The following is a 24140-nucleotide window of genomic DNA, read 5'->3' on the forward strand; positions in this document are numbered from 1 at the left end:
TCCGTTATCCATATGATGAGTTAATGGTATAAAGCGGCTGTTGCTTTTAACGCTTCACTGAAGGTATAAATATCATCTAAACTTTCAATAGGATAGCGTGTTTCATTTTTTTCCACATCGAATAAACCAATATATTTTTGGGTTCGGTTAAAATGCAGTCGACACAACGGCTTTCGATTATTATCGTCTATTAGAATACCAAAATAGCTTTTGGTATCGCGGTGTACAATTCGTGGAGCATCAATAACTGTGCGAGCGATTGCCTTAACGATATGAAAACCTTCAAGTTCGTCTATCGTTGTTGAAATATCATTATCGTCTTTTATGACAGTATGTTGGTCCGTTTCTTCAGGTATTTCCAACTGCGGGTTGATATTACCATCCATTGCTGATTTAAGTCGTTCATTTATTTGCGCATTGATATATTGACTGGCTGCTTTTCTGGTTAGAACAGTAAATGTATCTTTAACCTTCTGAGTAATCATTCCATCATGAATCCTCGATGCAAAGAACTTAACAAAATCGTCTTCTGGATTTGTCAATTGTGAATGAAGCAATTTTTTTATTAAGCTGACGTACTTTAATTCCCCGGCGGCATTGATAATGGATTCTAAGTCAAATGCAGACTTCGTTAGTTTTTTTATCTCCGGAACAAGCATTTCATCCAAATCAAGAAGATTGATCTCAAGAAATGGTTTTTCATCCATTTTATTTGTGGCGTCTAAATCTGTAAAAAATTTATATTCTTGACCATTGGTCAAAATAGATATTCTTGCATTAGTGACATGAAAATATCGGAAAAGCTGAGAGGCATGATTAATATTCAGTGGTTCGCCAATTTTTTTACATTCTATCAGCATTTGTATTTCGCCATTCTTTAGTATGGCATAGTCAATTTTTTCACCTTTTTTGGTGCCGATATCGCAAACAAATTCTGGGATAACTTCAGTGGGGTCAAAGACATCATAACCTAACACGTTGTTAATGAAAGGCATGACAAACGCATTTTTTGTGGCTTCTTCCGTCTCAATAGCGCCAGATTGCTGTTTTATTTTAGAGGCCAGCAGGTTTAACTTTTCTATAAATTCAACAGACATAACTTTCCTTATAATACAGTAACATAACTCGAAAACATTAAGTTGGCATCAGCTGGCTATTAAACATCAGTAAACTGAAAAGCTAGCAGTCATTAAGCAGACAGGTTTGATGAACAAGAAGCATTTTGCGCAAAAAAAAACGCCACGAAAATGATTTCCGTCACGTATTGAGTAAAGTTAAATGACTAATGTGGCATGAGATATTTGGTGTGAAGGGTGCTTTGTTATCCTTTTTGGGCAGCGGAAGTATGTCCGCTGTACCATATTTCAGTCCAGCACCTTAACCTGCAGAGGGCGGAAACGGCTGTAAATCCATAATCCCAGGCAAGCAATCGATCCAACGAAAACGGTGAACAGGACAGTGATAAACAAACCGCTAAACAATGCGGTGGGGATCGCCAGTAAACCCTGTACCGGTTGGTCGTTCCATTTCACCATGTTAAAGCCGAAAAGGCTCAGCACGCCGCAAATGAAGCTGAAAAGCATCATGGGAATACCGAGGCCTATCAACAATAACCGGTAGATGACCGAGGCTTTGATGCGTTTGAAGCGGGTTGAAGATGTATCGTCCGTGCTGCTCATGATGCTCCTTAGTGTGTTTGCCAGAAGATGGTCGCCGCATTATTCCTTTAAATGTACTTGTCTGGCAAACGTCGTTGTGTCTGGGTAATCTGTTGGCGTATTTCGTGCAGCAAGGCATCAAGGACATATTGCACCCGCCAGGGCTGATATTCCCGTTTACGGAATATCGCAACCAAATCCAGCCAACATTCATGCTGTTCTGAAAAACAGGGCATCAGCGTTCCGGCAGCGAGGTCGCCCTGGACGCTTTCGCTAGGTGCAAACACAATCCCAAGATGGTTACGCGCCAGTTCCAGCGCCGACAGCGTATTGTCGCAAACGTAATTTCCGGTGACGCGATAATCCCGCATCTCCTTGCTACCCGCGGTGTTAAAACGCCAGATATTCGCGTCATCAATCATCATAGAATCGATCAGAATGCAGGAGTGGCGTTCAAGATCTTCTGGTCGGCTGAGGGGATGCTGTTCGAGATAGGTTCGGCTGGCAAAGGCCGTTACCGCATACTTTGTTATATAACTGGCGACCAGCGAGTGATCTTTCGGGTGCGCATAAGTAATTAAAATATCGCAGTCTTCGGGAAACTCGACGCCCTCATAAAAGGCTTTTCGTTCAAGATTACAGGTTTTTAGCAACAGCGTGATGTCTTCAATATCTTTAATATTAGCGATCACTTTTTTAGATAAATAAGAAACGATGCCTGTTGGTGCATACACCGTCACGCGCCCGCGTTTTTCATGTTTATAATCAGCTATAAAATTAATCAGTTGCTCATTTCGGTTGAGAACATCATTGATGTAAGGCAGGAGCGCGGTGCCAAAAGGCGTAAGCGTAAGCTGGCGGGTTGTTCTTTCAAACACTTTCAGCCCAATTTTTGATTCGAAATCAGCAAGATACTTACTGACATTGGCCTGCGCGATACCGAGAACAATCGCGGCGTGGCTGATATTTTCACTGGCAGCGATTACCGAGATAATCTTCATTTCCCGGAGTTTAAGTTGGAGTGTATTCATCGCGTAACCTGATATATATATGATTTTATATATTACTATATAAATTAGTTTGTTGCATCGCAGAATTTGTAAGCATTATTATTTCGCCGCTTCGTTATTTATTGATAAATGGAATGTCGGCATGTTTATTAAACGCAATTTTGTGACGCTGTGCGCTGTTTGTTTGATGGCAAGCGCAAATGCATCTGAATTATCCGTCGGTGCCGGTGCAGTTTATAATGAGTCGCCTTATCGCGGTTATAACGAAAATACACATGCGATGCCGCTAATCAGCTATGAAGGTGAAGCACTCTATGTCCGGCAGACCACGCTAGGCTATGTACTGGCAAAAAGTGATAAAAACGAATTCAGTCTGACTATATCCTGGATGCCGCTGGAGTTTGACCCTGCTGATAACGACGATCGCGCCATGAAAAAGCTCGATAAGCGCGACAGCACGGTAATGGCAGGTGCGGCGTGGTACCACCATGAGCGTTGGGGAAGTGTGAAAGTGTCCGCGGCGGCGGATATTCTGGATAATAGCAATGGCTGGATTGGTGAACTGTCGCTGTTCCGTAGAATGCCTGTGGGCAAACTGTCCCTGATTCCTTCCGTTGGGGCGTTCTACTACGACGAAAACTTTAATGATTATTACTACGGCATCTCCGGAAGCGAATCCCGGCATAGCGGGCTTGCACGCTATTCTGCTCAGGACACTTGGGTACCTTACGTCAGCCTGACGGCAAAATATCCCGTCACCGAAAATATCGTCCTCATGGCCAGCGCCGCTTACAGCACTTTGCCCGACGAGATTAAAGACAGCCCAATGATTGACCGGGACGACAGCTTCACCTTTATTACTGGCGTCAGCTGGCGTTTTTAAAAACAGGCCGCATAACCAGAACTTTTGCGTAACCGGCATGCGGCACGGGCGCTTTCCTGCGCCAATAAAGAATTGCTGGATGACGGCACTGAATCTGATCTACGGTTGCGCATATCCGTAGGTCTGCCGTCATTCAGTTCCCTCATCGTTCGTTAACCCAGATCCGCATTTCGCCTTCGCCCCGATTGGCCCAACTGAACCACGGAATAAAGGTCAGCGTGTGCGGCTGCCAGGCGCCGGGAGCGCGATCATAGTGCCAGAGTGCGCTTTGCGCGGCGTCGGGAGCGCTCTGTTTTAACCCTTCCGCCTGGATCAGCATCTTATGGGCAAACAGTCCTTTACCCTCAAAGATTCGCAGTTCGCTCTCTTTTGGTAACCACAGATTATGCAGCTCCTCGCCGTTGTCGGCTTGTTCAAGGCAATACACCAGCGGCCCGCGCTGAAGGGCGACTTTACCCGCGACGTGGCGTACCCGCGGGTTGCCATACACCCGGCGCACCGGCATCGGTAGCGTCAGCCCGATGGTGTCGCCTTCCTGCCAGTCACGGGTGATGTGCAGATAGCCTTTGCGGATATCCTGGCTGACCTCGTCGCCGTTAAGCGTTACGCGGGCATCTGAACACCAGTCCGGCAGGCGTAGCGCCAGCGTATGCCGCACAGCTTGTGGCGAGTCGATGGTAATACTGACGTGCTCCTGCCACGGATAGTTGCCGTCAATACGCAGCCTGAGAGAACCGTTTTCCGTTTGCAGTTCAATACTGTTACCCACGTAGAGGTTGATATACAGCGCTTCCGGACGCGGCGTATAGATGTAATGACCCAGCGAAGTCAGAACCCTGGCGATGTTCGGCGGGCAGCAGGCGCAGCCAAACCAGCGCTGGCGTACGGGCTTCACGTGGTCATAGATATGATTAAATTTTAATGACTGCGGATGCACTTCCAGTGGGTTAACGTAGAAAAAGTGCTTTCCGTCGAGCGCCATTCCGCCAAGGACGGTGTTATATAACGCGCGTTCCATGACGTCGGCGTACTGACTGTCTGCTTCCAGCTCAATCATCCGCCGGGCGAACATCATCAGGCCGATTGAGGCGCAGCTTTCCGCATACACGGTATCGTTCGGCAGATCGTAGTCGCTGCTGAAGGCTTCGCCGCTACTCTGCGAACCGATCCCGCCGGTGATATACAGTTGGCGTTGCGCCATGTTCCGCCATAAGCGCAGACAGTCCTGACGCTTGCGTTCATCCTGGCTAAGCCGCGCCAGATGCGCCACTCCGGTCATGAGATATACAAAACGCACCGCATGGCCCGTCGCCGTTTGCTGCTCTGAAAGCGGCTGGTGCGCCTGGCTGTAGGCTTTATCTTTCACCATCCACGCCGGGCCGTAGGTATGCCAGTAAGATGTTTGCCCACGCTTTTCGTACTCCAGATCGTAAAAGTGCGGCTGCGTTCCACGTTGTTCAACAAAGTAATTCACCAGTGCCAGATAGCGCGAACACCCCGTCGCTTCATACAGCCGCATCAGTGCCAGCTCGATCTCCGGATGGCCCGGATAGCCGTGCAACTGATGTTCGCCGGGGCCGAATACGCTGTCGATATGGTCCGCCAGACGGCAAACGACCTCCAGCAGGCGGCGTTTGCCGGTGGCCTGGTAGAAGGCCACGCCCGCCTCAATCATGTGCCCGGCGCAGTAAAGCTCATGGCACTCCGCCAGGTTGGTCCAGCGCTCCTGCGGGGCTTTGACGGTAAAATACGTATTGAGATAGCCGTCGTCACACTGGGCGGCGGCGACCAGCTCAATCACCTCATCGGCGGTCTTTTCCAGTGCCGGGTCTGGCTTCTGGCACAGGGACCAGGCCACGGCCTCCAGCCACTTGGCGACATCGCTGTCCTGAAAAACCATGCCATAAAATTCCCCGGACTGCTGTCCTGCCGCGATGCGGAAGTTTTCGATCGCATGGCTGGGATCGGCCTCCGGAATACGGTCGTTCAGCGCGTCCCATTGATAAGGGATCACGACGTCGCGAACCAGGCGTTGATATTGTCCGAGGAACGGATCGCTGACCTTCAGCATGTGCAGGTCGACTTCCGGTACGTTCATGGTGTGCTCCTTATAAATGAACATGACGCTGACGCAGGTCGCTGGCGATTCGCGTCATCATGGGGTTATTGAGTTTGCAATAGCGGATCGACAGCGCCAGCAGCAGATGGAACAGGGCGGGAAGCAGGGTTTCCATTGCGGTAATGCCGCCAAGCGACTGCGCCGTCTGGTTTTCCGCCCCCGGCTGGTAGGCGACAAGAATGAACAGCAGGCTGATGATCCCGGCGCTGGAAGCCCAGGCCAGCTTGATGAAAAACAGGTTAAAGGCGAAGTTCATGCCGGACGAACGCACGCCGGTTTTCCACTCGCCGTAGTCATCGGCGAACGCCATCAGCGAAAAGTGCAGCGGCAACGTGAAGCCAAGAATAATACCGTTACCGAGGATCACCCCCAGCCACAACGTCTGCCAGGCCGGACCAGTGGGTAATAACCACATCAGCACCGCCAGCGCCGCCAGTACCAGGTTGGTGGCGGAGTAAAGTTTGACGGTGTCCACGCGTCGTGTCAGCGGGCTGACGAGCACCGAGCCGATAATCGAAGCGAAGGTCACCATTGTAAAAAACAGTGAGGTATAAGCGGTGCTGCCTTCCAGCACATAGGTGATGAAATACATGTACCCGCCGCCGCGAATGTTGAAGACGTTAATCAGCAGGAACGACATCACCAGCATCAGCAGCAACTGATCGTTTTTACGCAGCCCGGCAAGGTGCTCGCGCAGCGTAAATTTTCCCATCATCTCAATCGGCACGCGCTCGCGTACCCAGAAGAAACAGCTCAGAAACATGATGACCGCGACCGCACAGAGCACGCCGACGCCCAACTGGTAGCCCTGGGCGGCGTTACCTTTGCCAAAGATATCGACCATCCACGGCAAACCAACAGAGACCAGAAAGCCCGCCACGCCGCAAAGCACAAAGCGCCAGGACTGACAGGAAATCACCTCATTGTGCCGGGTGGTCATGGTGTTGATCAGCGCGCAATAGGGCACGTTGATCGCGGTATAACCAACGGAAAGCAGCAGATAGGTGCCAAACGCCCAGGCGATTTTGACCCCCATACTGGCGTCCGGCACGGTAAAGGTCAGCACGCCGATGACGCCAATGGGAATGGCCACCCACAGCTGCCAGGGGCGAAAGCGCCCCCACCGGCTTTGCGTGCGGTCGGCAATCACCCCCATGATAGGGTCGGAAACGGCATCAAATACGCGCAGGGCAATAAACAGCGTGCCGACTAACGCGGGCGTTAATCCAAACACATCGGTATAGAAAAAGGTGAGAAAGTTCATGATCAGGCAGGTAATAACGGTGCCGCCTGCATCTCCCAGGCCGTAGCCTATTTTTTCACGCACCGAGAGCGCATCGTCGACGCGGCCTTGTGCGAGTTGATCGCGGGTAATCGGTGTAGAGGTCATAGTTATTCCTCGCTAAATGAGGTTTCGGTCAGTGATTATTTTTTTATGACTGATGACCTGATTAATTCTGCCTGGAAGCGGCGATGCAACAAGGCAACGAAAGAGTAAAAAAAGGTGACGATTCCGACCTCTGTGCAAAAGTGTGAGGCAGATCCGGTGATTGGCTTATTTTTAGATAATAATCAATAGGTAAAGATATTATTAGCTTCTTTTAAAGCGGGAATTTCCATATCTATGCTCGAATTATCCATGACGCTTCCGATCAAAGTTCAAAACGGCGGATTATTTCTTTCCCGGGGGATCGGACGTCACCCGGCGAGGACATTGTCGTCGTGGGAAATTATTTTCGTTGAAAAAGGTCTGCTGACCATTCAGGAAGAAGAAAACCGATTTTGCGTGGAAGCGGGAGAAAGTTTGCTGCTCTGGCCCCAGCGTCGCCATGTTGGGGTAGAAGATTTTCCCGCTGATCTGCGTTTTTATTGGCTGCATTTCGAGGTAAAAGCGCCGGACAACGATCCGAGATGGCTGACGCACCTTTCAGTGCCGCAGCACACGCGCGTGGCGGATCCGCAGGCGCTGATCGCGCTTTTTCGCCAGTTCATGATAGAGCAGGAAAAAATGCAACGCAGTCCGGCGCTGGAATTTATTGTGTTGCTGATATTACAGCAAATGGCTCAGCCTTCCCGACCTACTGATAATACGCAGGAGGCGGGCGTTTCGCTGGCATGGAAAGCGCAACAGTTGATCCGCACGCAATATCATCGTCCTCTTTCCACCGCTATTATGGCGCGAGAACTACACTGTAATGCGGATTATCTGGGGCGAGTTTACCGGCGCGTTTTTCATTTAACGCTGACCGAGGCGATTCATCGTCAGCGCGTGCGGGCGGCGGAGAAATTATTGATCAGCGATGCGCGATCCTTAAAAGAGGTTGCTGAACAATGCGGCTTTAGCGACGTGGGCTATTTCCGACAAATTTTCCGTAAGCATACTGGTCTGACCCCTGCCGTCTGGAAACGACGTTACTGCAAAGAACATGTTAATTCATGAGCCTGCTTTACCGCTTCCATAGAAGAAAAATTTGCAATTTGCGTTAAATATGTATGATTAACTTGCAGGGTTGAGCAGTTACCCCTCTTTAGGGGGATTATCTGAAATTTTGCCCTATGGTGTAACAATATGTTGAATAATCGTTTGTTGCAGAGGGAAAATCTGCATCTTTCCCGTGGGAATACGGAAAATACCTCCGCGGGGATCTATTGAAATTAATGCTATTTTTTTTAAACTTGCGATAGACATTAACTACAAGGACTTAATCATGTTTATCTTTCGATAGTGAATTAAACGTGAGTGCTGCAAAATGGAATACCAGTTACATGGATTTATGATTGGTCGTGAAATTTTTTTTGATATAAGCGAGTCAAGAATCTTCAGGCTGCCAGTAAATAAAATGGACAGCGTGATTACTTTCGGCGGCGTTTTTTTTAATCATACCATGCTGCGTCTGTTTGTTTACCTTTTACTTAACGCCCGCACCCATTATGTGTCAAAAGATGAATTACTCGTCAACATCTGGGAAAAAAATGAATTAAGCGCTTCCACACAACGTCTGTCAACGATGGTGAAAAATTTAAATAACAAATTAAATATGCTTGGCCTGCCGCAGCATTCTATCGTTAGCGTAAAAGGAAGCGGATACATACTGGCACTGGATAATATCCAGGCGCTCTATAGCGTCGTCGATGAGGCCGATTATCAAATTTAGATGCCTCTCAATCTGGTGTCAGTTTATTCCGTAGCGTGATGTCGCCTGCGGATTATTCCCCCTGGGCGTTGTCGTCCAGGGTTTTTTTTATGCCGGAACGGTGAGCAATCTTTGGCAAAATCCCAGAACGCCTCGGGCATCTGACAAAATTTCACCGTATCCCCTGTGCGATCAAAGCGACAACGCTATGCTCTCTGGCACGCTGTCATTTTTGGGCGATCGGAGTGAGCTATGAACCGGTTTATTATGGCGGATGCGATGAAATGTATTGGCTGTCGTACCTGCGAAGTCGCATGCGTGGTCTCGCATCAGGAAAATCAGGACTGTGCGGCGGTATCGGCAGGACAGTTTGTTTCACGTATTCAGGTCATTAAAGAGAACACGTTTACCACCGCGGTCGCCTGCCATCAGTGTGAAGATGCGCCATGTGCCAACGTTTGTCCAACGAACGCGATTCGCCGCGATCGTGGGCACGTTTTTGTGGAGCAGGAACGGTGTATCGGCTGTAAAAGCTGTATGCTGGCCTGTCCGTTTGGCGCCATGAATGTCACCGTTCAGATTTCACGGGTTCAGGCGATCAAATGCGATCTCTGCTGGCACCGCGAGACGGGACCGGCCTGCGTCGCGGCTTGCCCAACGGGAGCATTACAATGTGTGAATGCGGCAGATATTCAGCGCCAGCGTTTGCATGCGCAGCCGCTATAAAAAGGATGGCCCGGCTTGCGTTAGCCGGGCCGTTTCGCCAGGCTATTGATTTTCCGCCCAGGCGCGTTCAACTTCTTCCGCCAGTATCTTCACGCCAGCTTCAATCTTTTCTGGGTCCGGCACGTAGTTCATACGCATGCATTGATGCGTGTGCGGCCAGGGTTTATCCAGACCGGGGAAGAAATAGTGCCCCGGCACCATGAGCACGCCGCGCGCTTTAAGACGCTGGTACAGCAGCTCGGTGGTGATGGGCAAATCCTGAAACCACAGCCAGAGGAAAATCGCCCCTTCCGGTTTGTGGATCAGGCAACGATTTTCCGGCAAATAGCGGCGAATGATCGCGAGGGTTTGCTGAACGCGCTGATAATAGAACGGTTTAATTACCGTTTCCGACAAACGCAACAGATCGTTACGTTTGATCATTTCGTTCATTATCGCCGGCCCGATGCCGCCCGGGGCAAGACTGATAATGCCGTTCATATTGGCGATCGCCGTGATGATTTTTTCATTGGCGATGATGATGCCGCAGCGCGAGCCAGGCAGACCCAGCTTGGAGAGGCTCATACACAGCACAATGTTTGGGTTCCACAGCGGACGCGCTTCGCTGAAGATAATGCCCGGGAACGGGACGCCGTAGGCATTATCGATCACCAGCGGAATGCCGTGCTGGTTAGCAAGCGAGTCGAGCTTCATCAGTTCTTCATCGGTAATCACGTTCCCCGTAGGGTTTGTCGGGCGTGAGACGCAAATCATCCCCGTATCTTCACCAATGTGCAGATGCTCAAAGTCAACGTGATACTTGAACTGCCCTTCCGGTAGCAGCTCAATATTGGGCCGTGCAGAGACAAACAGATCTTCTTCCAGCCCTGAATCCGCGTAGCCGATGTATTCCGGCGCGAGGGGGAACAGCACCTTTTTTGTGCTGCCATCAGCGCGGCGACCGGCAAACAGGTTAAACAAGTAGAAAAACGCGCTTTGACTGCCATTTGTTAGCGCAATATTCTGTGGTTCGATATCCCAACCCAGATTCTCACGGAGTAGCGAAGCGAGCGCGCTGAGCAGCTCGGTTTTTCCCTGTGGACCGTCATAATTGCAAAGCGCATCAGTGGCTTTGCCGTTTTCCAGCATTCCGGCAAGCAACGAATGGAAATAATCCTGCATCGCCGGGATTTGTGCCGGATTACCGCCACCCAGCATGATAGCGCCGGGGGTGCGTAAACCGTCGTTGAGGTCTTCCATCAGGCGGGTAATGCCTGAATGACGGGTGAATTTGTCGCCAAAAAGTGAAAATGTCATAACGGATGGTCTGTCAAACGCTGAATCAAAGTGGCTTACCTTAACGCCAGCACTGGCAGGGTGCAAATCGGGTCTGTCATGGGGTCTTGACGTTTTATGCTGGATATCCTGATCACCATGGTATTTCCTGTTGCGGCGTCGGGCGCGCTATGGAACCAGACGCCGCTTCCGCTTAGCGCTGTCCGGCCCAGACAACCATCACTTTGTCGTCTCCGGCCTGGCGCACGAAGCCGTATCCCTGCGTCAGGGTGAGCGTAGTTTGCTTACCCGTGCCGACTGCCGGATGCCTGGCCCTGAACTGACCGAGCCGCTGCCAGTGCGCGATGTTAGCAGCAGATTTCCCGCTGACATCCTGCCAGTTCATCTGTGACCGAGTGCCCTGTAGCGGATCTGAACCGGTCGGACCAAAGGGCCGCGCCGACTCATCGCCATAAAAAATTTGTACCGCGCCCGGCGTCAGGAGTAGCAACTCCGCCGCGTTGCTGCCGCCTTCGCGGAACAGGCGAGTATCGTGGGACGACAGATAAGTCAGCACGTTGAAACTCTGCAACTTTTCCGCCATTTGCTGCCAGGTGGGATCGATAGCCGCCAGGCAATCAATCGCTTTCGCCGCTTGCTCCTGGTAATCAAAGTTAATCATTGCGTCAAAGCCGTGGCGATAGTAGTCACTTTGCATCACCCCGTGTCCCCAGGCCTCACCGGTCATCCAGAAAGGCTTGTCATCAAGCGCCTTGTCCGGGTTGGCTTTTTTCCATTCGACCAGCGCGGCGCTGGCCTGCGTTTTTAACTGTTGCCACGCCGGAAGCTCGACATGTTTGGCCGTATCCACGCGGAATCCATCAATCCCGAAGTCGCGGACCCAGCGGCTCAGCCAGTGGGTCAGATAGTCCCGCGGCGTAAACCCGTCAATGGCTTTAGCATGGGTATCCGTTTTATGTCGATAAAACACTGGCAGACCGGAAGGGTGTGTGGATTCGGTTTTCAGATCCGGCAAGAAGGCCAGCGACATTGTGAGATCGTCAAAGCCTGGGCTGTCGTACTCGCCGATATCGGTGCGTATCCACCCTTTGCCCCACCATTTTTCCCATGCTGCTTTGTCGCTGAAGTTAATGTAATCGTTAAAACTGTGCCAGTTCTGCCCGGCGGCAGGTTTCCAGTCGGTCCAGCGTTCGCCGAGGATCTTTTGCCGTTCTTCGTCGGAAAGATAAAGCGCGCCGAAGCCGAATTCTTGCATGTCGGCCAAGGTTGCATAGCCCGTATGGTTCATCACCACGTCAAAAAGAATGCGGATCCCCCGCTGGTGGGCGCCGTCAACCAGTGCGCGCAGGTCGTCTTCGTTGCCCATATTAGCGTCGAGACGGGTCCAGTCCTGGGTGTAATAGCCGTGGTAGGCATAATGCGGGAAATCGCCTTTCGTCCCGCCGCCAACCCAGCCGTGGATTTGCTCAAACGGCGCGCTGATCCACAGCGCATTGACGCCCAACTGTTGCAGGTAGTCCAGCTTGCGGGTCAGGCCGCGTAAGTCACCGCCGTGAAAGGTGCCGATCTCTTCCATGCCGTCTTTGTGACGACCATAACTTTGGTCGTTACCGGGATCGCCGTTTTCAAAGCGATCGGTCAGCACAAAATAAACGGTAGCGTTGTGCCAGTCGAACGGGGCTGGCGCGTCGGTTTCTGCCCGCTCAAGCAACAACAGACCGTTGCTGTCCGGCGCGGGTTGCAGGGTGATTTTGCCGTTTTTGACCATTGCAGTCTGCTGACTGTAGAAATCGCGGACTACCGACCCTTCTGGAAAGGTCGGCGCCACATCAAACGTCAGCGGGGATCCGTCCCATTTCGGACACTGGCGAATCACGCTAGCGGCCGGTTCCGCATCGCGCTGGAGCGTAATCATTAACGTCGGCGTCCCTGAGCGCGTGTCGATTTCCAGTGTGTAATCGCCGTCTCTGAACAGCCGCCACTGCGGCGGCGCGCCTTCGCAGGGCTTTAGCGACAGCATCTGATTGAGTTTTATGGCATTCGCTGGCTGCCAGCACTGTTGGTCAAAATTGAGCGTCAAAGGGCGGGTACCCTTCGTGAGCGTTGCGTGGCTGGAAAATGTCCCCGATCCCCCGGCAGTAAATGCCGGAAAGCCCTGAGCCGTCCACGATGAGGCAACGGCGATCCCCGGCAGCAGCGCCAGAGCAACGGCGGCAAGTTTCATAGTGCGGTCCTTATTGCGGCGATTTTGACCAGTTTGCCTGAGAACCCGTAGGGAAAACTCATCCCCTCGTGGTATTCGGTCAGGATGAGGCGCGCGGATGAGCGATCGCCGGCAAAAAATGGCCTTAATTTGCGATAACCCCCACATTTTTCTCGAATGACTTCGGTGCGGGATGGTTTATGCGTGACATGATTTCGGATTTAGACTATTTCTTGAGATGCTCTTGATCGTTATTTTTGATATGATTTGAGATTCAGCTCTCAAAATTATGAATAAGATAAGGTGTTGGAATGATTCAATCCGACCAGGAGACCTAATGATATTGACGCCCATGCGACGATATGGGGCAATGATTCTTATGTTACTCACCTTCGTATTTTCGGGTGGGGTGCTGGCAAAGACGCACACGACAACATCGAGTCAAAAGTCCCACATAACAACAGTCAGTGATAAAAAGGTAAGCAGTAAACAAGAGTATTCTCGCAATAGTGCAAAGAGTCGTTCACTTCCTGATTTGCGAAAATACCCTTCCGGAACACCGCGAAAAAAAGCGTTTCTCCGGACGGTTATGCCTTATATTACCAGCCAAAATGCGGCGATCACTGCAGAGCGTAACTGGCTGATTTCAAAACAGTACCAGAACCGCTGGTCGCCGTCTGAGCGTACGCGTTTGAAAGATATCGCGAAGCGCTACAAGGTGAAGTGGTCCGGCAACACGCGCCACATTCCGTGGAATACGCTGCTGGAACGCGTGGACATCATCCCGACCAGTATGGTGGCGACGATGGCGGCGGCAGAAAGCGGCTGGGGAACCTCTAAACTTGCGCGTACCAACAATAACCTGTTCGGTATGAAATGCGCGAAAGGGCGTTGCACCAATGCGCCAGGCAAGGTGAAAGGCTACTCGCAGTTCGACTCGGTAAAAGAGTCCGTGAGCGCGTACGTCACCAACCTGAACACGCACCCGGCTTACGCCTCATTCCGCAAGTCGCGCGCGCAGCTGCGTAAAGCGGATCAGGAAGTCACGGCGACTGCGATGATTCATAAGCTGAAGGGCTATTCGACGAAGGGACAGAGTTATAACAATTATCTGTTCGCGATGTATCAGGATAACCAGCGCTTAATCGCTGCGCATATGTAAGCAAAACGCCGGATGGCGGCTTCGCCTTATCCGGCCTGCAGCGTCCTGCAGGCCCGGTAAGCACAGCGCCACCGGTTTTTTTCGCCCTCCTGGCGATGCCTGATCTCACACGCGCCTCTCCTCACATCAATACTTCACTGTTCACATCGCGGTACTCTTTTGGCGTCGTACCGTATTCTTTTTTGAACACGGAATAGAAATATTGTAGCGAAGGGTATCCACACATTTGGGAGATTTCGTTAATCGACAAGGTGGTGGAGATCAGCAGGCTCCGGGCTTTCTCCAGCTTTTCTGCATGGATCACGGCGTGAATCGTCTCGCCGACCTCCTCTTTAAAACGTTTTTCGAGATTTGAACGGGAAATGCCGACGGCATCCAGGACCTGCTCCACCTTAATGCCTTTGCAGGCGTGATTACGGATAAAATGCATAGCCTGAATCACCGCAGGGTCGGTAAGGGAACGGTAGTCCGTAGAGCGTCGTTCGACCACACGAACCGGCGGTACCAGAATCCGCTGGAGCGGCATTTCCTCATTCGCGAGCAGACGGTGCAGCAGCTTTGCGGCCTGATAGCCCATCTGCCGCGCCCCTTGCGCCACCGATGACAGCGCCACGCGGGACAGATAGCGGGTCAGCTCCTCGTTATCAATCCCAATTACGCACAGCTTTTCTGGCACCGGAATATGAAGATGCTCACACACCTGCAGGACATGGCGGGCGCGGGCGTCGGTCACCGCGATAATACCGGTTTGCGGCGGCAGGGTTTGCAGCCAGTCCGCCAGTCGATTCTGCGCGTGCTGCCACAGCTCCGGCGCGGTTTCCAGCCCCTGGTATACTACGCCCCGGTATTTTTCTTCCGCCACCAGTTGGCGGAAAGCGTGCTCGCGCTCCACGGCCCAGCGTTTCCCACTGGACGGCGGCAGTCCGTAAAAGGCGAAACGGTTGATGCCTTTCTCTTTCAGATGCAGGAAGGCGCTCTCGACCAGAGCATAGTTATCGGTGGCGATGTAATGTACCGGCGGGTAATTTTCCGCGAGGTGATAGGAGCCGCCTACGCCGACGATGGGAACGTCAACGTCGACCAGCAAACGCGCGATTTCCGCATCGTCGTAGTCGGCAATCACGCCATCGCCTAGCCATTCTTTGATGTTATCAATGCGGGCGCGAAAATCTTCTTCTATGAATATATCCCATTCAGACTGCGACGCTTGTAAATATTCACCGACACCCTCTACAACCTGGCGGTCATAGGCTTTATTCGCATTAAATAACAGGGTAATACGGTGACGTTTATCAAACATAAGAACATATCCTGAACAATGTGAACATGGGCTGGTCGATACTATCACTGGCGTGGCGCCATGCGAAATTGACCATAGCGAAACGAGGAAGGCAATTCTCATTTCTTATCTGGCGGTTACGGTTTTTTGTTTATTTCTCAACCTTCGAGCTGGATCGCTTTTTATCCCCCCTCATTTCTGCGGTTTTGCGCCTTTTTTTGGGAGCCAGCGCACATTTGGGTATTCTCTTAATGGCGGTGTGAAATAACGTAATTGAGCTCTAAATCGGGAAATTCCAGTATTAAGTCATCGCAATTACTCGCTGTATTACCTGATTACGGAGCTTATTATGCAGGCTTATTTTGACCAACTCGATCGTGTGCGTTTCGAAGGCGCCAAATCCACGAATCCTTTAGCGTTTCGTCATTACAATCCTGATGAAGTCGTGCTGGGCAAACGGATGGAAGATCATCTGCGCTTTGCTGCCTGCTACTGGCATACCTTCTGCTGGAACGGGGCGGATATGTTCGGCGTCGGCGCGTTCAACCGTCCGTGGCAGCAACCGGGTGAAGCGCTGGCACTGGCAGAACGTAAAGCAGATGTCGCGTTTGAGTTTTTTCACAAGCTGAATGTTCCGTTCTACTGCTTCCACGATGTCGACGTTTCTCCGGAAGGCGCGTCGCTGAAAGAATATAAAAACAACTTTGCCCACATGGTCGATGTGCTGGCCGCGAAACAAGAAGAAAGCGGCGTGAAGCTGCTGTGGGGCACCGCAAACTGCTTCACCAACCCACGTTACGGCGCAGGCGCAGCGACCAACCCGGACCCGGAGGTCTTTAGCTGGGCGGCCACGCAGGTGGTGACGGCGATGGAAGCCACTCACAAGCTGGGCGGCGAAAACTACGTGCTGTGGGGCGGTCGTGAAGGCTATGAAACCTTGCTGAACACCGACCTGCGTCAGGAACGCGAACAAATTGGCCGCTTCATGCAGATGGTCGTTGAGCACAAACACAAAATTGGCTTCCAGGGAACGCTGCTGATCGAGCCGAAACCGCAGGAGCCCACCAAGCATCAGTATGATTACGACGCGGCGACCGTCTATGGCTTCCTGAAGCAGTTCGGTCTGGAAAAAGAGATCAAACTGAATATTGAAGCGAACCACGCCACGCTGGCAGGCCACTCTTTCCATCATGAAATTGCGACCGCGATCGCGCTGGGCCTGTTCGGATCTGTTGATGCTAACCGCGGCGACGCGCAGTTGGGCTGGGATACCGACCAGTTCCCGAACAGCGTTGAGGAAAATGCGCTGGTCATGTATGAAATCCTGAAAGCGGGCGGCTTCACCACTGGGGGCCTGAACTTTGACGCCAAGGTCCGTCGTCAAAGCACCGACAAATACGATCTGTTCTACGGCCATATCGGCGCGATGGACACCATGGCGCTGTCGCTGAAAATCGCTGCGCGCATGATCGAGGATGGCGAGCTGGATAAACGCGTGGCGAAGCGTTATGCAGGCTGGAACAGTGAACTGGGTCAGCAGATCCTCAAAGGCCAGATGTCGTTAAGCGAACTGGCGCAGTATGCTGAACAGCATAACCTGGCGCCGGTTCATCAGAGTGGACATCAGGAGCAGTTGGAAAACCTGGTGAACTATTATCTGTTCGACAAATAAGCGTTTTTGCCGGGCGGCGCTCTGTTTGCCCGGCCTACGGTTGTTGTAGGCCCGGTGAGCTTCGCGCTGCCGGGCCTTTTCATTGAAGGAACCCACAACATGTATATCGGGATCGATCTTGGCACCTCGGGCGTGAAGGCTATTTTGCTCAACGAGCAGGGCGAGGTTGTGGCATCGCAAACGGAAAAGCTCACCGTCTCTCGTCCCCACCCGCTTTGGTCTGAGCAGGACCCCGAGCAGTGGTGGCTGGCGACCGACCGCGCCATAAAGGCGCTCGGCAAGCAACATTCGTTGCGCAATGTTAAAGCGTTGGGGATTGCCGGACAAATGCACGGCGCGACGTTACTTGACGCCCGACAGCGCGTTTTGCGTCCCGCCATTTTATGGAACGACGGGCGCTGCGGCGAAGAATGCGCGCTACTGGAGACGCAGGTTCCGCAGTCGCGTGAAATCACCGGCAACCTGATGATGCCCGGCTTTACCGCGCCGAAGCTGCTCTGGGTGAAGCGCCATGAGCCGGATATTTTCCGCCAGGTGGCGAAAGTGCTGCTGCCGAAGGATTATCTGCGTTTACGTATGACGGGCGAGTTTGCCAGCGATATGTCGGATGCGGCGGGAACAATGTGGCTGGATGTTGAAAAGCGCGACTGGAGCGACGTGATGCTGAATGCCTGCGGCCTGAGCCGTGACCATATGCCCACGCTGTTTGAAGGCAGCGACATCAGCGGAACGCTGCTACCAGAGATCGCGATGGCGTGGGGAATGCCGTCGGTATCGGTTGTCGCGGGAGGGGGAGACAATGCGGCGGGGGCTGTGGGCGTCGGGATGATTGATGCCAATCAGGCCATGCTGTCGCTGGGCACCTCCGGGGTTTATTTTGCCGTCAGTGAAGGATTTCTTAGCAAGCCGGAAAGTGCCGTGCACAGCTTCTGTCACGCGTTGCCGGGCCGCTGGCATTTGATGTCGGTGATGCTGAGCGCGGCGTCCTGCCTTGACTGGGCGGCAAAACTCACCGGGCTGGAAACCGTCCCCGCACTGTTGGCGGCGGCCCAGAAAGCGGATGGCAGCGCCGATCCCGTCTGGTTTTTACCGTATCTTTCCGGCGAGCGGACGCCGCATAACAATCCACAGGCGAAGGGGGTTTTCTTTGGTCTGACGCACCAGCACGGTCCGGCTGAACTGGCGCGCGCGGTGCTGGAAGGGGTCGGTTATGCGCTGGCCGACGGGATGGATGTCGTGCATGCCTGCGGCGTGAAGCCGCAAGGCATTACGCTTATCGGCGGCGGCGCGCGTAGCGCCTGGTGGCGACAAATGCTGGCAGATATCAGCGGGCTGCAGTTAGATTACCGCACGGGGGGCGATGTCGGGCCAGCGCTTGGCGCAGCCCGTCTGGCGCAGATCGCCGTCAATCCGGAGACGCCGTTATCTGAGCTGCTGCCGGAGCTGCCGCTGGAACAAACGCATCTGCCTGACGCACAGCGTCATACGCTTTATCAGCAGCGACGCGAAACGTTCCGCCGTCTTTATCAACAGCTACATCCCCTGATGTCCTGATCGTACTCCCTCCTGTATACAGGAGGGATTTATTCTGCGTATAGAAATGATTTATAAATAAATTATTTATATGAATTTATTCTTAAATTCTTTCACTTAAGTCTTTTTTAATTGTTGTTCCTGTCGGGTTATCCCTAATCTGCATAACACGCGTTGGATAAGGAGATCCCAGTGAAAGGCGCAACGTTGATTGCATGGCTGTTATGTATTTCAGGCACGTTGACTTACGTTATTGGCCTATGGCGAGCATGCCCGTTACTCAGTGGAAAAGGCTATTTTCTCGGGGTGCTGATGACCGCATGGTTTGTCACATGGGTTTATCTACGAGAAATGACGCGTGGACAACTTGACGAACGCTTTATTGTCGTCTGCAAACTGGTGGCATTAATTACGATGGGTTTATTTTGCGTCGGAATTATGAATGCGCCGCTCACGACAGTGGAGAAAGTGATTCACCCCATTGCTCTCTTTGTCAGTCTTCTGGGGTTTGTTCGTCTCATACGTGCGTCAGATTAGTAAAATAATGATTTTATTATTGTGGTGCCTGACCTGTTTATTATTGCGGCGATTGAAACGCCGTCTTGCCTGAAGTCGTTAATTCTTACTCTCTACGCCCGGTCATTACAGACCGGGCGTTTTGTTTCAGCTAACCAGTCGGCGGGTATCGACCCGCTGCAACAGCATTGACAGCAGTAAACTGACGCAAAGCGTTGCGCTAAAAATCCACAGCATGTCCAGCGGCGGCCAGCGCTTGATCTCCAGGCCGCTGGTGCGCAACGCGTGAATGATCAACGCATGGAACCCGTAAATGCCCAGCGAATGGCGGGAGATCAGCCCAAGCCCCGGAAGCGTTCCGCCATTCAGCGTGTTTTTCACCAGCGTCAGTAGCGCGATGGCGCAGATAAACACCATTGGCCCACAATAAAGATACCAGGTATCAGCGAAATTACCGCGCCACTGTAGCTCGTGCAGCGTGCCACGAGAAATCACCCCGACGGCGACAATAAATACCACGGCGCTTAGCCAACTTAGCGCCCGTTTTTGTGTCTCCATCATGCCGATCGCACGTCCCAACATTCCATAGAGGATGTAATAGAAGGTGTCGCCGTTGATATACAAATTGATGGGCAACCATTCAACCCCGCCGATTTTTTGCGGTACGGTATTGGGGTTGGCGACAATCCCTGTCACGACCATCAGCACCAGCAGCATCTTGCCGCTAACGTTTTTTACCTGGATCAGCGGTGAAACCAGGTAGATCACGGCGATCGCAAAGAAAAACCACAGATGATAGAACACCGGTTTTTGCAGCAGATTTTTGAGAGAAAGCTCAGCGTTAATAGAGGTAAACAGCGTGATGTATGCCAACGCGACGGCGCTGTAGAACAAAAGGCACAGGGCGATGCGCACGAAATGGCGCTTTTGCGCGCTGCGTTCGCCAAAAAAGAGATAACCTGAAATCATAAAAAACAGCGGTACGCTGACGCGGGAAGCGGAATTCAGGATATTCGCGAGATCCCAGTTCGCGGGGCTGACGCTGTGGGCGTTGGTGATGTACCAGGTCGTGGTATGGATCATCACCACCATCAAACAGGCGATCCCTCGCAGGTTATCAATCCAGAAAATTTTGGGCTGCATCAGTTCCTCTGTTTCGATGTTAAAAAAGGTCTGACTCACATTTCATCAGCCTGTCTTGTTGGAAAAATCTGAGTTTTTACGCTAAAGCTTGTGATGGCCCGATAGGGTTCGCAAAAATATGTTTGCCCTGCACCGTAATAATAATAAAACGTTCTCATCCACCAGGCGGTAATAAAATGATGATAAAGCCACTCTTTTCAGCCGTTGTCATCGTCATGCTGACGGGCTGCGCCGTGACGCCGCCACCGCCGCAAAAGGCGCAGCAGGCTAAAATGAGCCCAACGCGCTCGCTGGATATGGAAGCGCTCTGCAAAGATCAGGCGGCCCGACGTTACAACACGGACACGAAAGAAATTGATGTCACCGGCTTCGAACAGTTTCAGGCAAGCTATGAGATGCGCGGTTATACCTTCCGTAAAGAGAGTTTTGTCTGCTCTTTTGACGCGGATGGGCAGTTTTTACATCTTTCCATGCGCTAAGCCCTGCCTTTTTCCCGTTACGTACTGTATATCTTGCAGTCAGCGGGTATACTGGACCCTTCCTTTAAATCCACACGTATCCAGCACGAAATAATATGCAAAAGTTTGATACCAGGACCTTCCAGGGCTTGATCCTGACCTTACAGGATTACTGGGCTCGCCAGGGCTGTACCATTGTTCAACCATTGGACATGGAAGTCGGCGCGGGAACTTCTCATCCCATGACCTGCCTGCGCGCGCTGGGGCCAGAACCGATGGCGACTGCTTATGTGCAGCCTTCTCGTCGTCCGACCGATGGTCGTTATGGCGAAAACCCGAACCGTTTACAGCACTATTATCAGTTCCAGGTGGTGATTAAGCCGTCTCCGGACAACATTCAGGAACTGTATCTTGGCTCGCTGAAAGAACTGGGTATGGACCCGACCATCCACGATATCCGTTTCGTTGAAGATAACTGGGAAAACCCGACGCTGGGCGCCTGGGGACTGGGCTGGGAAGTGTGGCTGAACGGTATGGAAGTGACGCAGTTCACTTACTTCCAGCAGGTTGGCGGCCTGGAGTGTAAGCCGGTTACCGGTGAGATCACCTACGGCCTGGAACGTCTGGCGATGTACATTCAGGGCGTAGACAGCGTTTATGACCTGGTCTGGAGCGACGGCCCGTTGGGTAAAACCACCTACGGCGACGTGTTCCATCAAAACGAAGTGGAGCAATCCACCTATAACTTCGAATACGCGGATGTGGATTTTCTCTTTACCTGCTTCGAGCAGTACGAGAAAGAAGCGCAGCAGCTGCTGGCGCTGGAAAACCCGCTGCCGCTACCCGCTTACGAGCGTATTCTGAAGGCCGCCCATAGCTTCAACCTGCTGGATGCGCGTAAAGCCATCTCCGTCACCGAGCGTCAGCGCTACATTCTGCGCATTCGCACCCTGACCAAAGCAGTGGCAGAAGCTTACTACGCTTCCCGTGAAGCCCTCGGCTTCCCGATGTGCAATAAAGACAACTAAGAGGCGGCCATGTCTGAGAAAACTTTTCTGGTGGAAATTGGCACTGAAGAGCTGCCACCAAAAGCCCTGCGCAGCCTGGCTGAGTCCTTTGCTGCGAACGTCACTGCGGAGCTGGATAACGCTGGCCTCGCACACGGCAACGTTGAATGGTTTGCCGCGCCGCGCCGTCTGGCGCTGAAAGTGGCGAACCTTGCGGAGTCCCAACCCGATCGCGAAGTGGAAAAACGCGGTCCGGCGATTGCGCAGGCTTTCGATGCAGAAGGCAATCCGAGCAAAGCGGCTGAAGGCTGGGCGCGCGGCTGCGGTATCACCGTCGACCAGGCCGAGCGTCTGACCACGGACAAAGGCGAATGGCTGCTGTATCGCGCTCATGTGAAAGGCGAGCGCGCCGAAGTATTGCTGCCGAACATGATCGCCACGTCTTTGACGAAGTTGCCGATTCCGAAACTGATGCGTTGGGGCGCGTCTGACGTCCATTTCGTGCGTCCGGTTCATACGGTAACGCTGTTGTTGGGCGACAAGGTGCTGCCGGCAACGATTCTGGGTATCCAGTCCGATCGCGTGATTCGCGGTCATCGCTTTATGGGCGAGCCAGAATTCACCATCGACAATGCCGATCAGTATCCGCAAATTTTGCTGGAGCGCGGTAAAGTCATGGCCGACTATGAAGCGCGTAAAGCGAAAATCAAAGCTGACGCCATTGAGGCGGCGCGCAACATTGGCGGTAACGCCGACCTGAGCGAAAGCCTGCTGGAAGAAGTCACCTCGCTGGTGGAATGGCCGGTGGTGCTGACCGCGAAGTTCGAAGAGAAATTCCTTGCGGTGCCGTCTGAAGCGCTGGTTTACACCATGAAAGGCGACCAGAAATACTTCCCGGTTTACGCAAATGACGGCAAACTGCTGCCGAACTTTATCTTCGTCGCCAACATTGAATCCAAAGATCCGCAGCAGATCATCTCCGGTAATGAGAAGGTGGTTCGCCCGCGTCTGGCGGATGCGGAGTTCTTCTTCAATACCGACCGTAAAAAACGTCTGGAAGATCATCTGCCGCGTCTGCAAACCGTATTGTTTCAGCAGCAACTGGGTACGCTGCGTGACAAAACCGATCGCATTCAGGCGCTGGCTGGCTGGATTGCCGGTCAGATTGGCGCAGACGTGAACCACGCGACCCGGGCGGGCTTGCTGTCAAAATGCGACCTGATGACCAATATGGTCTTTGAGTTCACTGACACTCAGGGCGTCATGGGCATGCACTATGCTCGCCACGACGGCGAAGCAGAAGATGTGGCCGTCGCGCTGAACGAGCAGTATCAGCCGCGCTTTGCGGGCGACGCGCTGCCGTCTAATCTGGTAGCCTGCGCGCTGGCGATTGCGGACAAAATGGACACTCTGGCGGGGATCTTCGGCATTGGTCAGCATCCGAAAGGAGACAAAGATCCGTTCGCGCTGCGTCGAGCCGCGCTGGGCGTACTGCGTATCATCGTCGAGAAAAACCTGAATCTGGATCTACAGACACTGACCGAAGAAGCGGCGCGTTTGTATGGCGACAAGCTGACCAACGCGAACGTCGTGGACGATGTGATCGACTTTATGCTCGGTCGTTTCCGCGCCTGGTACCAGGATGAAGGTTATAGCGTTGACACCATTCAGGCGGTACTGGCGCGTCGTCCGACGCGTCCGGCAGACTTTGACGCGCGTATGAAGGCCGTCTCACACTTCCGTACGCTGGAAGCCGCGTCGGCGCTGGCGGCAGCAAACAAGCGTGTCTCCAATATTCTGGCGAAGTCTGATGAAACGCTGAATGACATTGTTCACGCATCCGTACTGAAAGAGGCGGCGGAAATGGCACTGGCCAGAGACCTGGTGATACTGCGTGACAAGCTGCAGCCATACTTTGCCGAAGGTCGCTACCAGGACGCGCTGATTGAGCTGGCTTCCCTGCGTCAACCGGTGGATGAGTTCTTTGAGAATGTGATGGTCAATGCGGAAGACAAAGAGGTGCGTATCAACCGTCTGACGCTGCTGTCTAAACTCCGTGAGCTGTTCCTGCAAGTCGCGGATATTTCGCTGCTGCAATAAGCGAATCGTTAATAATAAAAAGCCTGCCACCGCGCGGGCTTTTTTATTGTCAAAAAATGATTAATAGAATCGCTAATAATATTCTGCTAAATGACAATGTATAATTCATTGAGCGGAAGAAAATACTTTAGGAATTTATTAACGAAGGCAAACACGATATTTGCAGTAGAATGCAGACGGGTGCTTGAGACTGGCTGTCTCAGGTATTCACCAGATGGCAGACAGAGAAAAGCCCCACCTGACAATAAATCAAAGTGAGGCC

The 24140-nt window shown here is 52.4% G+C and carries 20 protein-coding genes; 11 read left to right on the forward strand and 9 right to left on the reverse strand.

The window, feature by feature from the left end; all coding sequences use genetic code 11:
- Positions 1–20: 20 nt before the first annotated feature.
- From JY391_RS00750 to JY391_RS00760, 3 genes are all read right to left on the reverse strand, one after another.
- On the reverse strand, positions 21–1097 hold the full coding sequence (locus JY391_RS00750; protein ID WP_211935088.1) for a type I restriction endonuclease: 1077 nt from the start codon (positions 1095–1097) through the stop codon (positions 21–23).
- A 267-nt stretch (positions 1098–1364) separates the two neighbouring features.
- Positions 1365–1679, reverse strand: a complete 315-nt coding sequence (locus JY391_RS00755; RefSeq protein WP_211935089.1) for a hypothetical protein — start codon at positions 1677–1679, stop codon at positions 1365–1367.
- A 47-nt stretch (positions 1680–1726) separates the two neighbouring features.
- Positions 1727–2689, reverse strand: a complete 963-nt coding sequence (locus JY391_RS00760; RefSeq protein WP_211935090.1) for a LysR family transcriptional regulator — start codon at positions 2687–2689, stop codon at positions 1727–1729.
- Positions 2690–2810: 121 nt separating this feature from the next.
- Between JY391_RS00760 and JY391_RS00765 the strand changes: the two genes are divergently transcribed.
- Entirely contained in the window at positions 2811–3551 is a 741-nt protein-coding gene (locus JY391_RS00765) for a MipA/OmpV family protein (protein WP_211935091.1), read from the forward strand.
- A gap of 142 nt (positions 3552–3693) precedes the next feature.
- On the opposite strand, the gene JY391_RS00770 is transcribed toward JY391_RS00765, so the two are convergent.
- Together JY391_RS00770 and JY391_RS00775 are read right to left on the reverse strand one after the other, a co-directional pair.
- The gene (locus JY391_RS00770; protein WP_211935092.1) at positions 3694–5649 is read right to left on the reverse strand and encodes a glycoside hydrolase family 127 protein; all 1956 of its coding nucleotides are present in this window, start codon (positions 5647–5649) and stop codon (positions 3694–3696) included.
- A 10-nt stretch (positions 5650–5659) separates the two neighbouring features.
- On the reverse strand, positions 5660–7060 hold the full coding sequence (locus JY391_RS00775; RefSeq protein WP_211935093.1) for an MFS transporter: 1401 nt from the start codon (positions 7058–7060) through the stop codon (positions 5660–5662).
- A gap of 234 nt (positions 7061–7294) precedes the next feature.
- On the opposite strand from JY391_RS00775, the gene JY391_RS00780 reads away from it, so the two are divergent.
- From JY391_RS00780 to JY391_RS00790, 3 genes are all read left to right on the forward strand, one after another.
- Positions 7295–8110 (forward strand): AraC family transcriptional regulator, encoded by an 816-nt coding sequence (locus tag JY391_RS00780; RefSeq protein WP_181822346.1) that lies wholly within the window; start codon positions 7295–7297, stop codon positions 8108–8110.
- A gap of 310 nt (positions 8111–8420) precedes the next feature.
- The gene (locus JY391_RS00785) at positions 8421–8825 is read left to right on the forward strand and encodes a winged helix-turn-helix domain-containing protein (RefSeq protein ID WP_042286870.1); all 405 of its coding nucleotides are present in this window, start codon (positions 8421–8423) and stop codon (positions 8823–8825) included.
- 231 nt (positions 8826–9056) lie between these two features.
- The gene (locus JY391_RS00790) at positions 9057–9530 is read left to right on the forward strand and encodes a 4Fe-4S dicluster domain-containing protein (RefSeq protein WP_211935094.1); all 474 of its coding nucleotides are present in this window, start codon (positions 9057–9059) and stop codon (positions 9528–9530) included.
- A gap of 42 nt (positions 9531–9572) precedes the next feature.
- Here the strand turns inward: JY391_RS00790 and avtA are convergent, their stop codons facing one another.
- The gene (gene avtA / locus JY391_RS00795; RefSeq protein ID WP_042286864.1) at positions 9573–10826 is read right to left on the reverse strand and encodes a valine--pyruvate transaminase; all 1254 of its coding nucleotides are present in this window, start codon (positions 10824–10826) and stop codon (positions 9573–9575) included.
- Between the two features lie 172 nt (positions 10827–10998).
- Complete coding sequence (gene malS, locus JY391_RS00800; protein WP_211935095.1) at positions 10999–13029, reverse strand: alpha-amylase; 2031 nt, start codon at positions 13027–13029, stop codon at positions 10999–11001.
- Between the two features lie 316 nt (positions 13030–13345).
- Between malS and JY391_RS00805 the strand changes: the two genes are divergently transcribed.
- On the forward strand, positions 13346–14170 hold the full coding sequence (locus tag JY391_RS00805; protein ID WP_060570237.1) for a protein bax: 825 nt from the start codon (positions 13346–13348) through the stop codon (positions 14168–14170).
- A 121-nt stretch (positions 14171–14291) separates the two neighbouring features.
- Here the strand turns inward: JY391_RS00805 and xylR are convergent, their stop codons facing one another.
- Complete coding sequence (gene xylR / locus JY391_RS00810) at positions 14292–15470, reverse strand: D-xylose utilization transcriptional activator XylR (protein WP_211935096.1); 1179 nt, start codon at positions 15468–15470, stop codon at positions 14292–14294.
- Between the two features lie 328 nt (positions 15471–15798).
- Between xylR and xylA the strand changes: the two genes are divergently transcribed.
- From xylA to yiaB, 3 genes are all read left to right on the forward strand, one after another.
- Positions 15799–17121 carry a xylose isomerase gene (xylA, locus tag JY391_RS00815; protein WP_042286853.1) on the forward strand — a complete coding sequence of 441 codons (1323 nt, stop codon included), beginning with the start codon at positions 15799–15801 and terminating at the stop codon, positions 17119–17121.
- 99 nt (positions 17122–17220) lie between these two features.
- Positions 17221–18675 (forward strand): xylulokinase, encoded by a 1455-nt coding sequence (xylB, locus tag JY391_RS00820; protein ID WP_211935097.1) that lies wholly within the window; start codon positions 17221–17223, stop codon positions 18673–18675.
- A gap of 171 nt (positions 18676–18846) precedes the next feature.
- Positions 18847–19191 (forward strand): inner membrane protein YiaB, encoded by a 345-nt coding sequence (gene yiaB, locus JY391_RS00825; protein WP_042286847.1) that lies wholly within the window; start codon positions 18847–18849, stop codon positions 19189–19191.
- Positions 19192–19317: 126 nt separating this feature from the next.
- On the opposite strand, the gene JY391_RS00830 is transcribed toward yiaB, so the two are convergent.
- Entirely contained in the window at positions 19318–20313 is a 996-nt protein-coding gene (locus tag JY391_RS00830; protein ID WP_060570300.1) for an acyltransferase, read from the reverse strand.
- A gap of 176 nt (positions 20314–20489) precedes the next feature.
- Here JY391_RS00830 and JY391_RS00835 point away from each other — a divergent pair, with 176 nt between their 5' ends.
- From JY391_RS00835 to glyS, 3 genes are all read left to right on the forward strand, one after another.
- A complete protein-coding gene (locus JY391_RS00835; protein WP_211935098.1) occupies positions 20490–20792 on the forward strand; it encodes a YsaB family lipoprotein in 303 nt (100 codons plus the stop codon).
- Between the two features lie 95 nt (positions 20793–20887).
- On the forward strand, positions 20888–21799 hold the full coding sequence (gene glyQ, locus JY391_RS00840; protein WP_060570235.1) for a glycine--tRNA ligase subunit alpha: 912 nt from the start codon (positions 20888–20890) through the stop codon (positions 21797–21799).
- Between the two features lie 9 nt (positions 21800–21808).
- On the forward strand, positions 21809–23878 hold the full coding sequence (glyS, locus tag JY391_RS00845) for a glycine--tRNA ligase subunit beta (RefSeq protein ID WP_211935099.1): 2070 nt from the start codon (positions 21809–21811) through the stop codon (positions 23876–23878).
- Positions 23879–24140 lie beyond the last annotated feature (262 nt).

Source organism: Citrobacter sedlakii (genome assembly GCF_018128425.1).
GTDB classification, from domain to species: domain Bacteria; phylum Pseudomonadota; class Gammaproteobacteria; order Enterobacterales; family Enterobacteriaceae; genus Citrobacter_A; species Citrobacter_A sedlakii.

What these genes read in the sequence shown, in the direction of transcription:
- glyS (WP_211935099.1), top strand. Translation starts at nt 21,809, where the DNA reads ATGTCTGAGAAAACTTTTCTGGTGGAAATTGGCACTGAAGAGCTGCCA.
- xylA (WP_042286853.1), top strand. Translation starts at nt 15,799, where the DNA reads ATGCAGGCTTATTTTGACCAACTCGATCGTGTGCGTTTCGAAGGCGCC.
- JY391_RS00750 (WP_211935088.1), bottom strand. Translation starts at nt 1,097, where the DNA reads ATGTCTGTTGAATTTATAGAAAAGTTAAACCTGCTGGCCTCTAAAATA.
- JY391_RS00780 (WP_181822346.1), top strand. Translation starts at nt 7,295, where the DNA reads ATGCTCGAATTATCCATGACGCTTCCGATCAAAGTTCAAAACGGCGGA.
- JY391_RS00785 (WP_042286870.1), top strand. Translation starts at nt 8,421, where the DNA reads ATGGAATACCAGTTACATGGATTTATGATTGGTCGTGAAATTTTTTTT.
- JY391_RS00830 (WP_060570300.1), bottom strand. Translation starts at nt 20,313, where the DNA reads ATGCAGCCCAAAATTTTCTGGATTGATAACCTGCGAGGGATCGCCTGT.
- xylR (WP_211935096.1), bottom strand. Translation starts at nt 15,470, where the DNA reads ATGTTTGATAAACGTCACCGTATTACCCTGTTATTTAATGCGAATAAA.
- JY391_RS00775 (WP_211935093.1), bottom strand. Translation starts at nt 7,060, where the DNA reads ATGACCTCTACACCGATTACCCGCGATCAACTCGCACAAGGCCGCGTC.
- glyQ (WP_060570235.1), top strand. Translation starts at nt 20,888, where the DNA reads ATGCAAAAGTTTGATACCAGGACCTTCCAGGGCTTGATCCTGACCTTA.
- JY391_RS00755 (WP_211935089.1), bottom strand. Translation starts at nt 1,679, where the DNA reads ATGAGCAGCACGGACGATACATCTTCAACCCGCTTCAAACGCATCAAA.
- malS (WP_211935095.1), bottom strand. Translation starts at nt 13,029, where the DNA reads ATGAAACTTGCCGCCGTTGCTCTGGCGCTGCTGCCGGGGATCGCCGTT.
- JY391_RS00805 (WP_060570237.1), top strand. Translation starts at nt 13,346, where the DNA reads ATGATATTGACGCCCATGCGACGATATGGGGCAATGATTCTTATGTTA.
- JY391_RS00835 (WP_211935098.1), top strand. Translation starts at nt 20,490, where the DNA reads ATGATGATAAAGCCACTCTTTTCAGCCGTTGTCATCGTCATGCTGACG.
- JY391_RS00760 (WP_211935090.1), bottom strand. Translation starts at nt 2,689, where the DNA reads ATGAATACACTCCAACTTAAACTCCGGGAAATGAAGATTATCTCGGTA.
- xylB (WP_211935097.1), top strand. Translation starts at nt 17,221, where the DNA reads ATGTATATCGGGATCGATCTTGGCACCTCGGGCGTGAAGGCTATTTTG.
- avtA (WP_042286864.1), bottom strand. Translation starts at nt 10,826, where the DNA reads ATGACATTTTCACTTTTTGGCGACAAATTCACCCGTCATTCAGGCATT.
- JY391_RS00790 (WP_211935094.1), top strand. Translation starts at nt 9,057, where the DNA reads ATGAACCGGTTTATTATGGCGGATGCGATGAAATGTATTGGCTGTCGT.
- JY391_RS00770 (WP_211935092.1), bottom strand. Translation starts at nt 5,649, where the DNA reads ATGAACGTACCGGAAGTCGACCTGCACATGCTGAAGGTCAGCGATCCG.
- JY391_RS00765 (WP_211935091.1), top strand. Translation starts at nt 2,811, where the DNA reads ATGTTTATTAAACGCAATTTTGTGACGCTGTGCGCTGTTTGTTTGATG.